A 17,669-nucleotide genomic window follows, 5' to 3' on the forward strand; every position below is an offset into this window, starting at 1 on the left:
ATGAATTACCCTATGGAATGGAATAGCGGAAATACTACCGTAATCCGCAGGCCACCCAAAGGTGAATGTTCGGCGCTGATTTTGCCACCGTGGGCCTCGACAATATTGTGGCATATCGCCAGCCCTAGTCCTGAGCCGCCGCTTGCGCGGTTACGTGAGCTTTCGGTGCGATAAAAACGCTCAAAAATACGTTGCAGCTGTTCATCACTAAGGCCCGGTTTACTGTCCTGCCAGTGTAGGGTTAATATTTCTTCTTCTGGCAGTGCGATAATCTCAAGCTGCCCGCCTTCATTGGTATAACGCAGACTGTTTTCCAGTAAATTATGAAATAGCTGATTCAATCGGTCGGGGTCGCCGAACATTATTGCCTGTTCAGGCAGATGGGCAGTAATGGTGATATTTTTACTTTGGAAACGGCCATGGAAGCTGGCGATAGCGATTTGTAACAGACGCACGGCATCCAGTTGGGTTTTACGGTAGGCCAGTGCACCACGATCTGAGAGCGATAACTGATGCAGGTCGTTGACCAGTTTGGTCAGAATTCCTACCTCGGCTTGCAGTGAGATCAAGGATTCAGGTGTTGGTTGCCGCACACCATCCTGTAGCGCCTCCAACTCGCCGCGCAGTACCGCCAGTGGCGTGCGTAATTCATGCGAGACATCGGCCATAAAGTCGCGCCGCATTTGCTCGTTTTTCTCCAACGAACTGGCAAGTTGGTTAAAGTCTTGTGCCAAACGGCCCAGTTCGTCACGGCTACTGACCGCCACTCGAGTGCTGAAATCACCGGCAGCTAAGCGGTGAGTGCCTTCCACCAGCCGTTTTACCGGTGCCAACATCCCGCGGGATAAAATCCAGGTCACAGCTGCCGCCAGCAGGGTTGATAAGCCGACAATAATCCAACTGGTGCGGCGCTGTTGCTGGTCAAAGTTAATATCTGCATTACGCGTCAGTTTTTCGGGGGGAGTCGACATCACCCAGCCCACTACGAGTTTATTCACCTTGATGGCGCGACGGCTGGCTTCTTTCGGCACCTGACCGGTGTGCCCGGCCAGTAGATTATTGTGATTATCGACCACCCAGAACTGAGCGCGCCAGCCTCGTGGCGGCAGATTGCGGCTGTTATCACTGCTCTGCTCGAAAGAGCGCATGATCTGATAAATCACCTGATCATTATTACGCAGGAAATCCCAGTTACCGTAACGCTGATATTGCACCTCAAGCGCGTCTCCCAACATGGCGATACGTTGTTCATTGCTCTGTTTGATGTAATCAATGAATCCGCGCTCGAAGCTGGCTCTAACCCCCCAGTGCATCGTGATCAACACCAGCATGCAGGTAGCAAATATCGCCATAAACAGTTTTCCGGTAATGCCGATTCTCATTATGTTTTCACCTGTTCTATCGGTTGGCTGGTTTAATGGGTTGGCGGGCCAGATTACGATTGGTGCCGGTATCCGGTGGCACGCGATTAAATATCAGGGCGGGCAGAGCAATGATAATGGCCATGCACATATAGCTGTACAAGAACGCGCTGTGGGTGGCCGAGGTATTGGTTACCACCTGATTATGCGCAAACACGCCCAATAATATCCCGGCGGTGCTGACCCCCAGACTCATGGAGAGTTGCATCACCATCGACAGCAAGCTATTGCCGCTACTGGCAAGGCGGTTTGGTAAATCTTTCAGGGTTAAGGTATTCATGGTGGAGAAGCGCAGTGCGTTAACCATTCCCTGGAAAAATAGCACCACCGGCAGTAGCCATAGCCAGCCCATCAGTGCCACCAGTGGGAAGCTCAGACTAACCACCGCCAGCAGCAATGTCGCGCTGACCAACACTTGCCGGTAGCCGAAGCGGTTAACCACCTGCACGATAATTCGCTTCATGCCCATACTGCCGATAATCATCGGGATCATCATTAAACCTGCATGGAACGGCGTGAATCCCAGCCCGATTTGCAGGAAAACCGGGGTCATAAAGGGCAGCATGCCACTGCCAATGCGCGCAGTCATACTTGCAGTCAGGCCAAGGGCATAGGATTTGTTTTTGAACAATCGCAGTGAAAATAGCGCAGCGTTATTACCTCGGGCATGCCACCAATATCCGGCCAGAGCCAACATCCCAGACAAGACTAAACCCGCAATTGCCAGCGGTGACAAACCCAGCCCTTTATGGCCATCTAACGCCAGTGTTAGGGTTGCCATGCCGATAGCCAGCATGATAAAGCCGCTGATATCAAAGCGACGGGTACGCATGGTGTAGTTAGGCATCAGCATCAGAGTAGCTAACGCGCCAATCACCCCCACTGGCAGGTTGATCAAGAAGATCCAGTGCCAACTGGCGTATTCCACCAGAAATCCCCCCAGCGCCGGGCCAACCAATGGCCCAATCTGGCCGGGTAGGGTGACAAAGGCCATCGCCGACATATATTGTTCGCGTGGCACGATCTTCATCACCGTCAGGCGGCCCACGGGTACCATCATTGCGCCACCGACCCCTTGAATCACGCGAGAGGCGATAAGCTCATTCAGGGTTTCAGATTGCGCGCACATCAGTGAACCAAGGGTAAACAGAATGATTGCTGAGAAAAATACCCATTTAACCCCGACACGATCAGCCAACCACCCGCTAGCGGGCAGCATCACAGCCACCGTCAACACATACGACACAATGACCGATTGCATACGCAATGGGTTTTCACCCAAACTGGCCGCAATCGAGGGCAGGGCGGTATTGACGATGGTGGTATCCAGCGTCTGCATAAAGAAACCGAAGGCAACGATCCACAGTTGCCAGCGTATACCCGTCATCTTTCAACCTGCTGCTGTGTTGACTGCATTCGCTTACCCGAATCACTTACGGGTTTTGACCTTAAAATATAAGTCAGCTCATCGGGACTCTCTCGCTTGCCGCCTGGGTATATCGCCATAGGCTATTCCAGCTTCATTAGCGGCTGCTTACTAAAGCGGCTGCGTAATCGGTCAAAATAGAGGTAAACCACCGGTGTGGTATACAGCGTTAGCAGTTGGCTCATTACCAGCCCACCGACAATGGTTATCCCCAGTGGTTGACGTAACTCTGCCCCATCACCACTGCTTAGCACCAGTGGCAGCGCCCCGAACAAGGCGGCCAATGTGGTCATTAGAATCGGCCGAAAGCGCAATAAACTGGCCTGAAAAATAGCATCGCGGGCGCTGAGATTGCCATTACGTTGCGCGTCGAGGGCAAAGTCCACCATCATAATGGCGTTCTTTTTCACGATACCAATCAATAGCATAATGCCAATAAGTGCGATCAGGCTAAAGGGGGCGTCGAACAGTTCTAGCGCCAGTAGCGCGCCCACCCCAGCAGAGGGCAGTGTGGACAGAATGGTCAGTGGATGAATATAGCTCTCATACAACATCCCGAGCACGATATACACCGTAGCGATAGCGGCCATAATCAGCCACAACTGCGATTTCAGTGTTTCCTGGAATACCTGCGCGGTACCAGTAAAGGTGCCGCGCACGGTGGCAGGCACCCCAAGTTCCGTCATTACCCGCTCAACGGCGGCGGTTGCTTCAGATAAACTTCCGCCTTCCGGTAAGTTAAATGAGATGGTCGAGGCGGCGGATAAGCCTTGATGATTAACCGACAGTGGTGCATTGGCCGGTTGCCACTTGGCGAAATAAGACAATGGAATTGACTGACCGCTGCTATTAATCACAAACATCTTATCGAGCGAACTGACATCCTGAGTGTATTGGGGGGCAACTTCCATCACCACTTTGTATTGGTTCAACGGTTGATAAATGGTGGAGATCTGCCGTTGACCAAAGGCGTTGTTTAACAGGGCATTGGCTGTGGACACATCAATCCCCAAGCGCGCCATGGTCTCGCGATCGTAAGTCAGTGCCATCTCCGAGCCTTTATCCTGCTGGTCAGAGTTAACATCTGCCAGCTCCGGCAATTTAGCCAGCGTGGCGCGGACTTTGGGTTCCCATTCACGTAGTGCGGCTAAATCGTCTGCTAACAGCGTAAATTGATAACTGGCGTTGGCTTGACGGCCACCGACGCGAATGTCCTGCACCGGTGCAAGGAACAGGCTCGCCCCCGGTTCTTTGGCTAGTTTGGCACGCAGACGAGTGATAATTTGCTGAGCGCTCTCACTGCGCTCACTCAAGGGTTTGAGCGAGATAAACATCGACCCGCTATTCGTGCGTGAGCCACCGGTGAAGCTGGTGACATTGTCGACCGCCGGATCATCGTTGACTATCTTCATGAAATCCTTCAGCTTCTGCTGCATCGACTGAAACGAAATACTTTGATCAGCTTGAATAAAACCCATCATCCGGCCAGTATCCTGCTCGGGGAAAAAGGTTTTCGGGATACTGATATAGAGCCAAACATTGAGCGCGATAGTGGAAAGCAGCACCACCATCACCCAACGTGTATGACCCAGTACCCAATTGAGTGAGCGACCATAACCTTGCTGAATAGACAGCAGCATTTTACCAAACCCGCGAATCCGGGGTTGCTGACCAACCGGGTGTGATCGTAGCAAATGGGCGCACATCATTGGCGTCAAGGTGAGGGAAATGACCAGTGAGATGCCGATAGCCACCGACAGTGTTATGGCAAATTCGCGGAATAAACGGCCCGGTAACCCTTCCATCAGCAGCAGTGGAATAAATACGGCCACCAGCGAAATACTCATCGACAACACGGTAAAGCCCACTTCGCGCACCCCGCGCAGGGCGGCGGCTATTGGTTTTACCCCCGCTTCCAGATGGCGGGAAATATTCTCCAGCACCACAATGGCATCATCAACTACGAAGCCGGTGGCGATGGTCAATGCCATCAATGACAAGTTATTCAGGCTAAAACCGCACAGATACATAGCGGTAAATGTTCCGATCAACGAAACCGGCACGGCAACCGCAGGAATAAGCGTGGCACGGCCGGAGCGCAGAAACAGGAATACCACCAGAATCACCAAAGCTACGGCTATCATCAATGAGCGCTCCACTTCATCTAACGAAGCACGAATGGTCGGCGAGCGATCTTGTGCAATAGTCAACTGAATTGAGGCGGGGATCGAGGCACGCAGGGCCGGAAGTTCTGCTCGAATCCGGTCGACGGTGGCGATAATATTTGCCCCCGGCTCGCGGCTGATTACTAACAGCACCGCCGGTTTACCATCGGACATCCCGGCGTTACGCACATCTTGCACTGAGTCCACCACCGTGGCGACATCCTGTAGCCGTACCGCTGAACCATTGTTGTAATGAATCACCAGTGGGCGATAACCCTCTGCGGTTTTGATCTCATCATTGGCCTGCACCTGCCAGTGCTGTTGGCTGGAATCGATAGCACCTTGTGGGCGGCGAACGTTGGCGGCGCTGATTGCTTGTCGCACCGCATCCAGCGAAACGCCTTGGTTAAACAGCGCCCCAGGATTCAATTCAACCCGCACCGCAGGCAGGGAACTGCCTCCCACCGAGACATCACTGACCCCCTCGGTTTGAGCAATTTTCTGCGCCAATTTGGTAGAGGCAAAATCATACAACTGACCTTGGGTAAAGGTATCCGAGGTCAGCGTCATTATCATGATGGGCGCATCCGACGGGTTCATCTTACGATAGGTCGGGCGGTTTGGCATGCCGGTGGGTAGCAAGCTTTGCGCGGCATTAAGCGCTGCCTGCACATCACGGGCCGCACCGTTGATATCTCGATTGAGGGAGAATTGCAGAATGATCCGCGTGCTGCCCAATGAACTGGTAGAGGTCATTTCATTGACGCCCGCAATTCTGCCCAGTGCGCGTTCCAGCGGTGTGGCAATTGAGGACGCCATGGTCTCAGGATCGGCCCCAGGCATCGATGCACTCACCGAAATCACCGGATAATCCACCTGCGGCAGCGGTGATACCGGCAATAAGCTAAAACCGATAATTCCGCTGAGGGTGATAGCCAGTGTCAGCAGGGTGGTAGCCACCGGGCGATGGATGAACAGAGCGAAGAATTTCACGGCTGCTCCTGTCCATGGGGTAATTCAGGTGTGTCAGTATCCTGATGGCGATAGCGATTTTTGCCATGGGAGTTGCGTGCCAGTTTATCGAACAACAGATAGATAACCGGAGTGGTAAACAGGGTTAGTACCTGACTGACAATCAGCCCGCCGACCATACACACACCCAGCGGTTGGCGTAGCTCGGCCCCGGCCCCGGTACTGAGCATTAATGGCAATGCACCAAACAGCGCTGCCAATGTGGTCATCAGAATCGGGCGGAAACGTAACAAGCACGCCTGATAGATAGCATCATACGGGGTCATCCCCTGATCCCGCTCTGCGGCCAGTGCAAAGTCGATCATCATGATGGCATTCTTCTTTACAATTCCGATCAGCAGAATAATGCCGATAATGGCAATCACATCCAGCTCATTGCCGGTCAGCATCAGCGCCAGCAAGGCACCGACACCGGCGGTGGGCAGAGTTGACAAGATAGTGACCGGATGAATAAAACTTTCATATAACACGCCGAGCACGATATACATCGCCACAATCGCGGCGATAATCAGCCACAGCGTGCTACCGAGTGCGGCCTGAAATGCCAGCGTAGAGCCTTGGAAGCGGGTGGTGATATCCGCCGGTAGCTGAATTGCCTGCTCAGCTTGTGTCACCGCGTTTACCCCCTCACCCAAGGAATATCCCGGTGCCAGATTGAAGGAGATAGTGGCTGACGGGAATTGATTCAAATGGTTAATCGATAATGGCCCGAAGCGCTCCTCAATGGTGGCAATACTGCTCAGCGGCACCCCGTTACCGTCGCTGCCGGTCAGGCGGATATCGTTAAACGCCGCCAAGCCCGGCGTGGCCTGCACGTCATGTTCTAGCACCACGCGGTATTGGTTGGCTTGGGTATAAATGGTGGAAATCAGGCGTTGACCAAAGGCGTTATATAGTGCGCTGTCGATAGCTGCCATCGTGATACCTAAACGGCTGGCGCTATCGCGATCGACATTAACAAACGCCACCAATCCTCGGTCCTGCCAATCACTGGTGACATCCTGGAAGGGAGCTTGTTGCTGCAACTGACTAACCAGCTTCGGTACCCAAGTACTCAACTCCTCAAGTGTCGTGGCTTGCAGGGTGAACTGATATTGTGTCCGGCTCAGTTGCGTATCAATGGTCAGATCTTGTACCGGCTGTAAGTAAAGTTTAATCCCTGGGACGCCGGTAACGCTTTCCTGTAAGCGGGTAATGATCTGTGGGATGCGATCGTCACGGCTGTTGAGTGGTTTAAGGTTAATCTGCAACCGGCCATTGTTCAGCGTGGCATTGGTACCGTCAACGCCGACAAATGAGGTCAGGCTTTCTACCGCTGGATCTTTAAGGATAATGGCGGCCACTTGTTGCTGGCGTTCCGCCATATTACTGAATGAAACGGATTGCGGTGCTTCCAGGGTTCCTTGAATCAGACCATTGTCTTGCAACGGGAAGAAACCTTTCGGCATCAGCAAGTAAAGCAGCACCGTCAGGACCAGTGTGCTCACCGCTACACCCAAGGTTATCCATTGATGATTAAGCACTTTTTTTAGTGCCACGGCATAATGGGCGATCACCCAGTTAAAGAACTTCTCACTGGCGCGTGACAGGCGGTTTTGCTTACGCAGTGACTCATAACTGAGCATCCGCGCGCACATCATTGGGGTCAGAGTCAGCGAAACTACCGCTGAAATCAGGATCGCCACCGCCAGTGTTACGGCAAATTCGCGGAACAGCCGGCCCACGATATCGCCCATAAATAGCAACGGAATCAACACTGCAATTAATGAGAAGGTGAGTGAAATAATGGTAAAGCCAATCTCTCCGGCCCCTTTCAGCGCCGCATCCAGCGGTCTCTCGCCTTTTTCGATATAACGAGAGATATTCTCTATCACTACGATGGCGTCATCGACCACAAAGCCCGTGGCAATGGTCAGCGCCATTAACGTCAGGTTATTGATTGAAAACCCGAGAAAATACATCGCCGCAAAGGTCCCGATCAGTGACAGCGGTACTGCGACACTGGGGATAATGGTGGCTGCGGCATTGCGCAGAAACAGATAAATCACCATCACCACCAGCACAATGGCGAGCAATAACTCAAACTGCACGTCACTGACGGAGGCGCGGATGGTGGTAGTGCGATCGGTTAGTACCTTGACATCAACCGACTTGGGCAAGCTTTTGATCAACTCCGGCAGCATCTCGCGAATACTGTCCGCGGTGGCAATGACGTTGACCCCCGGCTGGCGCTGGATATTCAACACAATCGCCTGCTGGGTATTGGCCCATGCAGCCAGTTTGTTATTTTCCGCGCCCTGCTCAATGGTGGCGACATCCTGCAAGCGGATCGGCGCTCCATTTTGGTATGCAATGATCAGATCACGGTAATCCTCGGCAGATTTCATCTGGTCATTAGCCGACAATGTCACCGAACGGGTGGGGCCATCGAGGCTACCCTTGGCAGAATTGACGTTAGCATTGCTGATGGCAGTACGAATGGTTTCGCTGTCCAGCCCCAATGCGGCGACCGCCGGGGCATTCAGTTTCACCCGCACGGCGGGGCGCTGTCCGCCGGAAATAGTGACCAGACCGACCCCGGTGACTTGCGATATTTTCTGCGCAATCCGGGTTTCGACCATATCTTCTACTTGCGTCATCGGGATGGCAGTGGAGGTCACGGCTAAGGTCATAATCGGCGGATCAGCCGGATTCACTTTGCTGTAAATCGGGGGGTAAGGCAGATCATTGGGCAGTAGATTGGTGGCGGAGTTAATGGCAGCCTGCACCTCTTGCTCTGCTACATCCAGTGGCAAAGTAAGCTGGAATTGCAGCGTAATCACTGACGCACCACCCGAACTTTGTGATGCCATCTGCTTGAGGCCGGACATTTGGCCAAACTGGCGCTCCAGCGGCGCGGTAATGGATGATGTCACCACATCCGGGCTGGCCCCAGGATAGAGTGTCACCACCTGAATCGTCGGGTAATCAACCTCCGGCAGGGCAGAAACCGGCAGCGCGCGGTAACCGAGAATCCCGGCCAGCAGAATGGCAATCATAAATAATGTGGTGGCAACCGGGCGCAGGATAAACAGCCGTGACGGCCCGCCACCAGGTGTTGGAGGCATCACTTGCATCAGGATTTCTCCGCAGGAACAGTGTTACTCGTCGCTCTTCTGCCCCGATGTGTGGCTTTCTCCTCCGTGGCTGCTTTCTCTGCGACACCCGTTTGGTTTGCTGCTGCGGCCCGTGGTGTTACCACTTCGACCTGTAAGCCTTCGGTCAGGCGATCAATACCGTCAGTGACCACGCGTTGACCCGCATTCAGGCCGGCGCTAATAACCACTTGTTTGCTGTCTTGAATACCGGTAGTGACCAGATGCTTACTGACTTTATTTTCATCATTTAGGGTCCAGACAAAGCTCCCTTCGTTACCCATTTGTACGGCGGCGGTTGGCACCACCACAGCATTTTGCAGTAAATCGACTTTGATACGGGCGTTGACAAACTGGTTGGGGAACAGGATGTCATCGTTATTGGCAAAGCGTGCTTTCAGCTTAATGGTGCCGGTGGTGGTATCAATTTGGTTATCAATACTGAGCAAATAGCCCTGCGCCAGTCGCTGTTTATTGGTGCGATCCCAAGCTTCTACTGGCACGGTAGTGTTATTTTTGGCCGCATTTTTCTGCGCTTGCATGATAGCGGGGATATCGCTTTCTGGCAGCGTAAAGACCACATCAACCGGATGTGTCTGAGTGATCACCACTATGGGGGCTGTGGTACCGCTGGTAATGTAATTACCGACATCGACCTGTTTTAGGCCCACTTTGCCAGATATTGGGGCGGTAATTCGGCTATAAGTCAGTTGCAGTTTGGCACTGTCGATAGCGCCTTGATCGGCTTTAACACTGCCTTCACTTTGGCGCACTAACGAGGCTTGAGTATCGAGCTCTTGTTGTGAAATGACCCCGGTTTTCACCAATTTTTGGTAGCGGGCTAAATCACGGCGGGCATTGTCCAGCGTGGCCTGATCTTTTGCCAGTTGGCCCTGTGCTTGGGTCAGTTGTACCTGATAAGGGCGTGGGTCGATCTCCACCAGTAAGTCACCGGCGTTGACCTGTTGCCCTTCAGTAAAGTGGATTGCCATTAATTGGCCATCGACCCGGCTGGTCACGGTGACGGTATTGGCGGCAATCACGGTACCTAGGCCGGTAAGATAACGGGGTACGGCTTGTTCGGTGGCGGTGGCCGCCTGTACCGGCGACATGGGCATATTACGTCGGCCACCGGCGCGGGCTGTTGTCGTCCCGCCAGCGGTGTGCTGCGCACCTGGCGCGGTGTTGTTGGTGGCCGCGCTAAAATAGCGCCAGGCAAATATAGCAACAGTAATCGCCACCACCGCCCCGAGTAACATCAGTACTCTGGAAGTGCGTTTGGATTGAGCTTTCATGATGGCGGGAGTCCTTTTTGTTTATTTTGTTATGCGCACATAGATGCAATCAATTGGGTATTGATATGTTACTAGTTTAGCGGGGATTTACCGGATAAAAATGGAGGAAATATGGAAGTAGTGTCAGGGTATGTGGGATTTTGGTTTTTATAATTTTAGGATTCAAAACTGATAGGGTTTGGCTGCGGTTGATATTCGATTAAGTGATGTGATCTGTTTCTTGATTACCCACTGCGCAGTGGGTAATCAAAATAGCATTAACGATACAGGGTCTGCGCCCAACGGGCCAAACCGGCGGTCACTGAGCCGAAGTCATTGCCACCCACCAACGGGATACCCGGTAGTTGCTGTTGCAGGGCGGTTCGCAATAACGGGGAGCGAGCACTGCCGCCTGTCAGATAAATGACATCTGGAGTGATATGGCTGGTGGATAATGCCAAACTGACTTGTTCCTGAATCCGTTGTAGTGGCTGAGATATGGCTTCAGCAAGCTGTTGCTGGTTGATAGTCTGGCCTAACTCTGGCTCGACAAAATTCAGTGCAGTCGCTACTTGTACTTGTTCGGATAGCGCGATTTTGCTCTCTTCCGCCGCCCGAACTAAACGATAACTCAGGCGCTGTTGATACACTTTCAGCAGGCGCTCTACTTGCTGTGGATTGGCCGCGTCACGAATCAAATCACGCAGGAAGCGGCCGTTAACCGTGCTGTAGAAATCGCTCTGTGCCGGAACATCGTTAGTCGCAACGGCATTCCAATAGGGCAGTGACGGCAGAGCAATCCCTTTTTCGGTTTCGCCCCCCATGCCAAACAGTGGCATCAGTTGTTTAAACGCGAGCATAATATCCAGATCGTTACCACCAACGCGACAACCACTGTGCCCCAGCAGGCTTTGTTGACGGTCTGCCAGCCCCTGCCATTTAGGCCCCATCAATAGCACCGAACAGTCAGTGGTACCACCACCGATATCCACCACTAGTACGGTTTTTTCTTCTGTCAGCGTCGCTTCAAAATCTAGCCCTGCCGCGACCGGCTCAAACTGGAAAGCAATATCGCGAAAACCGGCACGTTGGGCGGCGCGCAGTAAAATCCCTTCTGCCTGGCGGTTAGCATCCTCACCGCCAGAGCCTTGGAAGTTGACTGGACGACCAATTACGGTCTGGCTAATTTCTGATGCCAGTACGGATTCTGCCTGACGTTTGATATGGAACATCATGGCGCAGACCAAATCCTCAAACAGCGCCAATTGCTGAGGTTTCAGCCCATTGGCACCTAGGAAGGATTTAGGTGATTTTACAAAGTATACGTCTTCAGGGTCTTCGATATAGTGGGCGAGGGCAGACAGGCCAAATGTCAGACTGTCGGCGGCAACCGGAATATCCTCTTCGCGATTGAATGCCATGGCCCGGCGTAATAGCTGCTGATTTTCGTCGCTACCGGTGGGTACCTGCCAGTGGCGGTGCAGGCATTCACTGACCGCTTCCCGTGTTGGCGCGCACAACATGGAGGGCAGATAGACGTCATTATTTTCCAGTGCCAGTAAGTTGGGAGCATCATCCCGCATCACGGCAACTGAGCAGTTTGCTGTGCCGTAGTCAAAACCAATGAACATAATTGCCCCCCAGGCCAAATAAAGGGGTGCGACTTTACCCGAGAGTGGGAAGCGGGGCAATCGTCATGTTAGTGATTTTTTAATCATGGTTGAGGATGCAACATGACGAGCCGGTTATTTAATCGCAAAATAGCCACTGTCGAGTAAATCAGACAACGGTTGCGGCGGGCTGATGGTTTCACCGTCAGCTAAATCGACACCGATGGTTATCAGTTTATTGAGCGTTAGAGGGAGTTCTGCTGGCCCAGCCAGAGTGGCGATATTGGCTCGCTGAGCGGTACCATTAATGATAGAGAGCAGCACTTCATCCATCTGGTTAATATGGATATGGGAAATTAACTCGCTGTTAAACTTAAGATAATCGATAGTGTGATCCGCCAGTAACTCGAAATCATTCAGGTTATGACCAAACTCTTTAACGATGAGTTTACAGCCCAGTTGTTGCAATTTGGCGAGAAAATTGCCAATCGCGAAGGGGTATTGCAGTAAGGTGGATTCATCGACCATCCAATAGAGACTTTGTGTTGGCAGTACGGTTTGCCGCACCAAGGTCAGCAATGATTGGCGAAACTCTTCTTTGAGCAGCGCCGCCTCTGACAGCGGGATAGCCAGCGCCAGCCCTTTATGTTTGATAGCTTGGGCATGTGTCATTAACAGTTGCTCACAGACCCAATTATCAATCTGCGGCAGCAAGCTATAGAGCAGCGCGGCTTCCTGAAACTCAGCCTGGCTGACGTTAAGGCCATGTGGCCGATTAACCTCGAAACTGATTTGATAGAAACAGACAGACAATGGCGTTCTGGGGGGCGCGGTTGGGGTGAGTTGCAATACCAGTTGGTTATCATTGAGAATATTCTCAACATCTTCCCTGCTCAACAGCTCGTGTTGGCGTGCTAATAGCTGCTTTTGCCGTGGCTGATAGAGATAAACCTGACCGCGTCCACTGTGTTTAGCGGTGTAACAGGCGATATCTGCCTGTGCCATAATTTCACTGCGCTGATTGTTATTGCTACTTATTTGCGTCACACCGGCGCTGGCCCCAATACGATAGAGCTTATCTTCCCAGTAGAAATGATAGCCATTAATCAGTGATACCAGACTTTGGGTAATGGCTTTGGCATGGGGTAGGGTGCAGTTGAGCATCAGTAAGCCAAACTCATCACCGCCGAGGCGTGCAACACAATCGCTGTTACGTAAGTGCTGGCGCATCAACTGGCTCAACTCTTTCAATAATGCGTCTCCTGCGGGATGCCCGGCAGTGTCATTAATGGCTTTGAAATAGTCTAAATCAAGGAAAGCCAATGCATGTTGTTGGTTAAGTTCGACGCTAATTTGGATTGCCGCTTTCAATTTATTCTCAAAATTGGCGCGGTTTGGCAGACCTGTGAGATTATCGTGAGAGGCGCTGTGGCTGAGTTTGCGCATCATTGCGCGCGATTCGCCGACATCCTGGAACACCAGTACCGCCCCGACAATGTCCCCTTCCAACGTTTTCAGCGGCGCGACCGACTCCTGAATATCATAATGCTGGCCATCACGATGGTGTAATACCATTGACTCATTGAACGAAGAGTAGGGGCGATGATTAAGGCAATGCTCTATCGGGTTATCAATCTTCGCGCCGTCTACGCCGTTAGTCAACTTGATGATATGGTTGACCGGTTGGCCCAATGCGATGGTATTTGCCCAGCCAGTCATTTTCTCGGCCACCGGGTTCATAAAGGTAATCTTCATCTCCTGATCGGTACAGACCACAGCTTCACCGATGGAGTCCAGCGTGATATGCAGTCGCTCTTTCTCTTCGTGCAGCGCTTCCGTCAGATTTCTGATTTCCGTCATATCCAGCGTGGTACCAATCAGACGCAGAATATTGCCATTTTTATCACATATCATATTGGCTTGATTACGCAGATGGACAATTTCACCATCCGGTAATAACAGCCGGAATTCCAGACGGTATGGCTGGCGCTGCTTGAGGGCGGCGCTATATTCGCGATTAACCCGATTGATATCTTCATGATGAATGTATTTCTGCCAAACACGCTCATCAACCTGGGTATTAAAAGGAATATGATAGAGTTCATACATCCGCTTATCCCAACTGATAACCTGCGTTTTGATATCCAATTCCCAGATACCGATCCCCCCAGCCTCGTTAGCCAGCGTAATACGCTCCATTAGGCGGCGGTTAATAATCTCGGTTTTTTTCAGCTCATTGATATCTTCAGCCTGCGAGATGAAATAGAGCGGTTGCTGTTGGTGATCCCGCACCACACTGACCACCAGTAGTGCCCACACGATTTCACCATCGCTGCGAATATAGCGCTTTTCCATCGAATAGCTGGGGATACGGCCATGATACAGGTCGTCGAGTAATTTCAGGTCCGCAGAGAGATCGTCTGGATGAGTAATTTGCTGGAAAGTCAGGGTCAGTAATGTCTCTTGGGAATAGCCTAATAACTTGCATAAGGCCTGATTGACCTGCATCCATTGGCCTTGCGGTGAGACCAAGGCCATACCGATGGCTGAATATTCCATCGCGTTACGAAAGCGGTTTTCGCTTTCAATAATATGCTCTTTCTCCATGCGAAAAGAGTGCATTACCATTGCCATGGCATGGGGCGGAATTAACACCATTAATAAAGGAATAAAGGAGAACGCTTGAATTGACAGGTTAGTATCGGAATTAATGGTATACAGCTTGAAATTAAGCATCAATGCAATCAGCAATGTTGCCATAAAGCAGATGGTAAATGTCTCAAAACGCGGTAAGCGGATTGAGGTCCAGATCAACGTCATGATGACAAAAGTGAAGGGGAAAGGCAGATAAATCAGTCCGATATAACAAGCTGATAGTGATATTATCATCATAAAAATCATATCAAACAGCGCTTTGGATTTGGTCGCGATATTGAAGTAACCTCGACGGTAAAGTAACCCGACCGGCCCTAAGGCCAACATGCCTACCGCTTCGGACATAAACCACACCGTGAGCACTTGGGTAAAGCCCCCGTTTTGTGGGGATAAATACCAAGCCGCTGCCAGCCCACTGGCCAGAGGGACCACAATCACAGTGCAAACCGAGAATTTAAGCCAACTGAGCAGGTTATTGAGCGGGTCTTTGGTTTGCAGGAATTTACGCAGTAACCAGGCCCCGGCGGATGCCTCTGCCAGGTTGATAAATGTTAGGGGTAACGGGAACCAACTGAGGCCATATAAAATAAAATTAGCAGCAACAATACATATCCCTGCGGCCAATAATTGCCATAACCAGTAGCGCATAGGATGGTGGAACAGCGCCACCATTAATACTGCCGTCGGGAACCATAATGGGGCAAGGTTTTCTGACCGTTCAGAAAGCTGGATACAAAAGAGTGCGAGCAAAAATACGACTATGCTGATGATAGTAATGTGGATAATGGTTCTATTGTCAGGTGCCGGTCTTTCGGACGCACTGAGATCCATATAACGCCTTATTTTGCTCATACAGCTTTAGATTATGATAGGAAAAACCCATCACATAAAGAATATACCGCCGTTAAAATACGGTCATATTCAAAAGTTTAGTATAGATAAACACTGTAGAGTGTTATTCCTCTTCTCAGTGCTTAATTAATGATTTGTTTATTAGCATAATAGTCAGACCAAGAATATAGTTGCCAGTCCCAGAAAGATGAAAAAACCACCGGTATCTGTGATGGCGGTGATCATAACACTCGATCCGATAGCCGGATCACGCCCCATCCGAGCCATGGTCATCGGGATAATAACCCCCATGAGTGCTGCCATCAGCAAGTTAAGGATCATGGCTAATGTCATCACCCCTCCCATTGCCGGATCGCCATAGAGCAGATAGGTTACTACCCCCATAATCCCGCCCCATACCAGACCATTAATCAACGCTACGCCCAATTCTCTGAACATCAGGAAGGTCACGTTACCTTGTTGAATATGGTGTAATGCCAACGCTCGGACAATCATGGTAATGGTTTGATTACCGGTATTGCCGCCAATACCGGCCACAATCGGCATTAATGCTGCCAGAGCCACTAATTGTGAGATGGTGTCCTCAAATAAGCCGATCACGCGTGAGGCAACAAATGCCGTACAGAGGTTGATTGCTAGCCATGACCAGCGGGTGCGAACCGCGCGGCCTACCGGGGAGAACACATCTTCTTCCGGGCTTAAGCCCCCCATGCGTCTTAGGGTGGTGTCGCTCTCTTCGTTGACCACATCAACAATCTCTTCGATGGTCAAACGACCCATCAGTTTGCCTTTGGCATCAATTACCGCGGCACTGATTAAGTCATAACGTTCAAAAGCACCGGCAGCATCCTCTGCTTTCTGTTCGGGTTGGAACGTGGTCGGGTTGCTATCCATCACCTCAAATACTTTAGCATCGGGCGCATTGAGCAGGATAGAGGTCAATGGTAACTCGCCAAGCAAGGTATTTTTGCGGTCAACCACAAAGATTTTATCCGTGGCATCGGGAATATTTTTCCGATAACGCAAATAGCGTTGCACGGCTGCCAGCGTAATATCGGCACGTACCGTCACCAGCTCGAAATCCATCATCTGACCGACAGTGTCACGGGCATATTGGATAACTTCCCGCACTCGGGCGCGCTGATCCGGGTCCAACGAGGTGAGCAGGCGGCCCATCAAATTACGTGGCAGGTATTCAGCCAAATAAGCCTGTTCATCGACATGCAAAGTGCGCATGGCCCTCAACAGGTCTTTATCACTCATCTCTTTAATCAGCGAATCCCACACTGTTTCAGAGACTTCAACCAGCGTTTGGCCGCGTTTCTCATTTTTGACCAACCGCCACAATGCCAAACGTTCGTCATGAGGCAACGCCTCCAGTAAGTCAGCAAGGTCGGCAGCATGCAGATCATCAAGTAGACTTCTGATTTCTAACGTTTGCTCGGACAGTTGTTCATCGCTGAGCTTTTCTTTCTCTTCCTGACGGCCAAGAATGCCATCAACCAAAGCCTTATTATTCAATAATAGAGAAAGTATCCGGTTGCGTATTTCAGCCAGTTTTTTCGTATTATTTTTAGTTTTATTCTTTATAACGGCAGAAATTGGCACAGGAATAATCGGCACTGGCATAGTGTGTCCTTAATTCGAAAACGACCCTTTGCCCCTGAAGTCGTAGGGATAGGCACTAAAACATTAACGACAAAACATCTAGGGGCTGAGATCGCTCTCATGGGGGCCTGGTGGTTCGCCTTCTACAGTCAGTTCAAGTTGCTGTGACTGCCTGCGCTCCTGATGATGGGAAATAGAAGCGACCGCCGCATACAATAAACGGCCAAACAGAATGAGAAAGCTCACCAGTAGGATTATTTTTGTTAGCTGTGCTGTTGGCCGTCTTCTCATCATTTACCTTCCTACCCTTCGCTCTTGGCGTTGCAGCGTTGTTTGTCACAATTAATGTTAGCTGCTCTCACTACTCGTCCCATCCATGGGCCTCGCCTCGTTGAGGCCGCTGCAAGCAGCGTTCAAATCTGCTCCCGGCAGATTTGTCACCCGAATCACTGACTACAGTCAGCTCATCGGGACTCTCTCGTTTGCTGCCTT

The 17,669-nt window shown here is 51.3% G+C and carries 9 protein-coding genes; all 9 read right to left on the reverse strand.

Annotated elements, in window-relative coordinates; translation table 11 throughout:
- Positions 1-5: 5 nt before the first annotated feature.
- Positions 6-1,382, reverse strand: coding sequence for a two-component system sensor histidine kinase BaeS (gene baeS / locus V1955_RS05385; protein ID WP_442820609.1), 1,377 nt, complete (start codon positions 1,380-1,382; stop codon positions 6-8).
- A gap of 16 nt (positions 1,383-1,398) precedes the next feature.
- Complete coding sequence (locus V1955_RS05390) at positions 1,399-2,808, reverse strand: MFS transporter (RefSeq protein WP_083163255.1); 1,410 nt, start codon at positions 2,806-2,808, stop codon at positions 1,399-1,401.
- 122 nt (positions 2,809-2,930) lie between these two features.
- On the reverse strand, positions 2,931-6,005 hold the full coding sequence (gene mdtC / locus V1955_RS05395) for a multidrug efflux RND transporter permease subunit MdtC (protein WP_442820610.1): 3,075 nt from the start codon (positions 6,003-6,005) through the stop codon (positions 2,931-2,933).
- The gene (locus V1955_RS05400) at positions 6,002-9,160 is read right to left on the reverse strand and encodes an MdtB/MuxB family multidrug efflux RND transporter permease subunit (protein ID WP_442820611.1); all 3,159 of its coding nucleotides are present in this window, start codon (positions 9,158-9,160) and stop codon (positions 6,002-6,004) included. The genes mdtC and V1955_RS05400 overlap by 4 nt, the downstream gene beginning before the upstream one ends.
- Positions 9,160-10,473, reverse strand: coding sequence for an MdtA/MuxA family multidrug efflux RND transporter periplasmic adaptor subunit (locus V1955_RS05405; protein ID WP_372569454.1), 1,314 nt, complete (start codon positions 10,471-10,473; stop codon positions 9,160-9,162). The genes V1955_RS05400 and V1955_RS05405 overlap by 1 nt, the downstream gene beginning before the upstream one ends.
- Positions 10,474-10,730: 257 nt before the next feature.
- Positions 10,731-12,083, reverse strand: a complete 1,353-nt coding sequence (yegD, locus tag V1955_RS05410) for a molecular chaperone (RefSeq protein ID WP_442820612.1) — start codon at positions 12,081-12,083, stop codon at positions 10,731-10,733.
- A 114-nt stretch (positions 12,084-12,197) separates the two neighbouring features.
- Complete coding sequence (locus V1955_RS05415; protein WP_442820613.1) at positions 12,198-15,548, reverse strand: diguanylate cyclase; 3,351 nt, start codon at positions 15,546-15,548, stop codon at positions 12,198-12,200.
- Between the two features lie 174 nt (positions 15,549-15,722).
- The gene (gene mgtE / locus V1955_RS05420; protein ID WP_083163267.1) at positions 15,723-17,198 is read right to left on the reverse strand and encodes a magnesium transporter; all 1,476 of its coding nucleotides are present in this window, start codon (positions 17,196-17,198) and stop codon (positions 15,723-15,725) included.
- Positions 17,199-17,276: 78 nt separating this feature from the next.
- Positions 17,277-17,468, reverse strand: a complete 192-nt coding sequence (locus tag V1955_RS05425; protein ID WP_083164142.1) for a YfgG family protein — start codon at positions 17,466-17,468, stop codon at positions 17,277-17,279.
- Between the last annotated feature and the right edge of the window lie 201 nt (positions 17,469-17,669).

Origin of the sequence: Yersinia sp. 2545 StPb PI (assembly GCF_052217125.1) — a bacterium.
GTDB lineage: Bacteria > Pseudomonadota > Gammaproteobacteria > Enterobacterales > Enterobacteriaceae > Yersinia > Yersinia enterocolitica_E.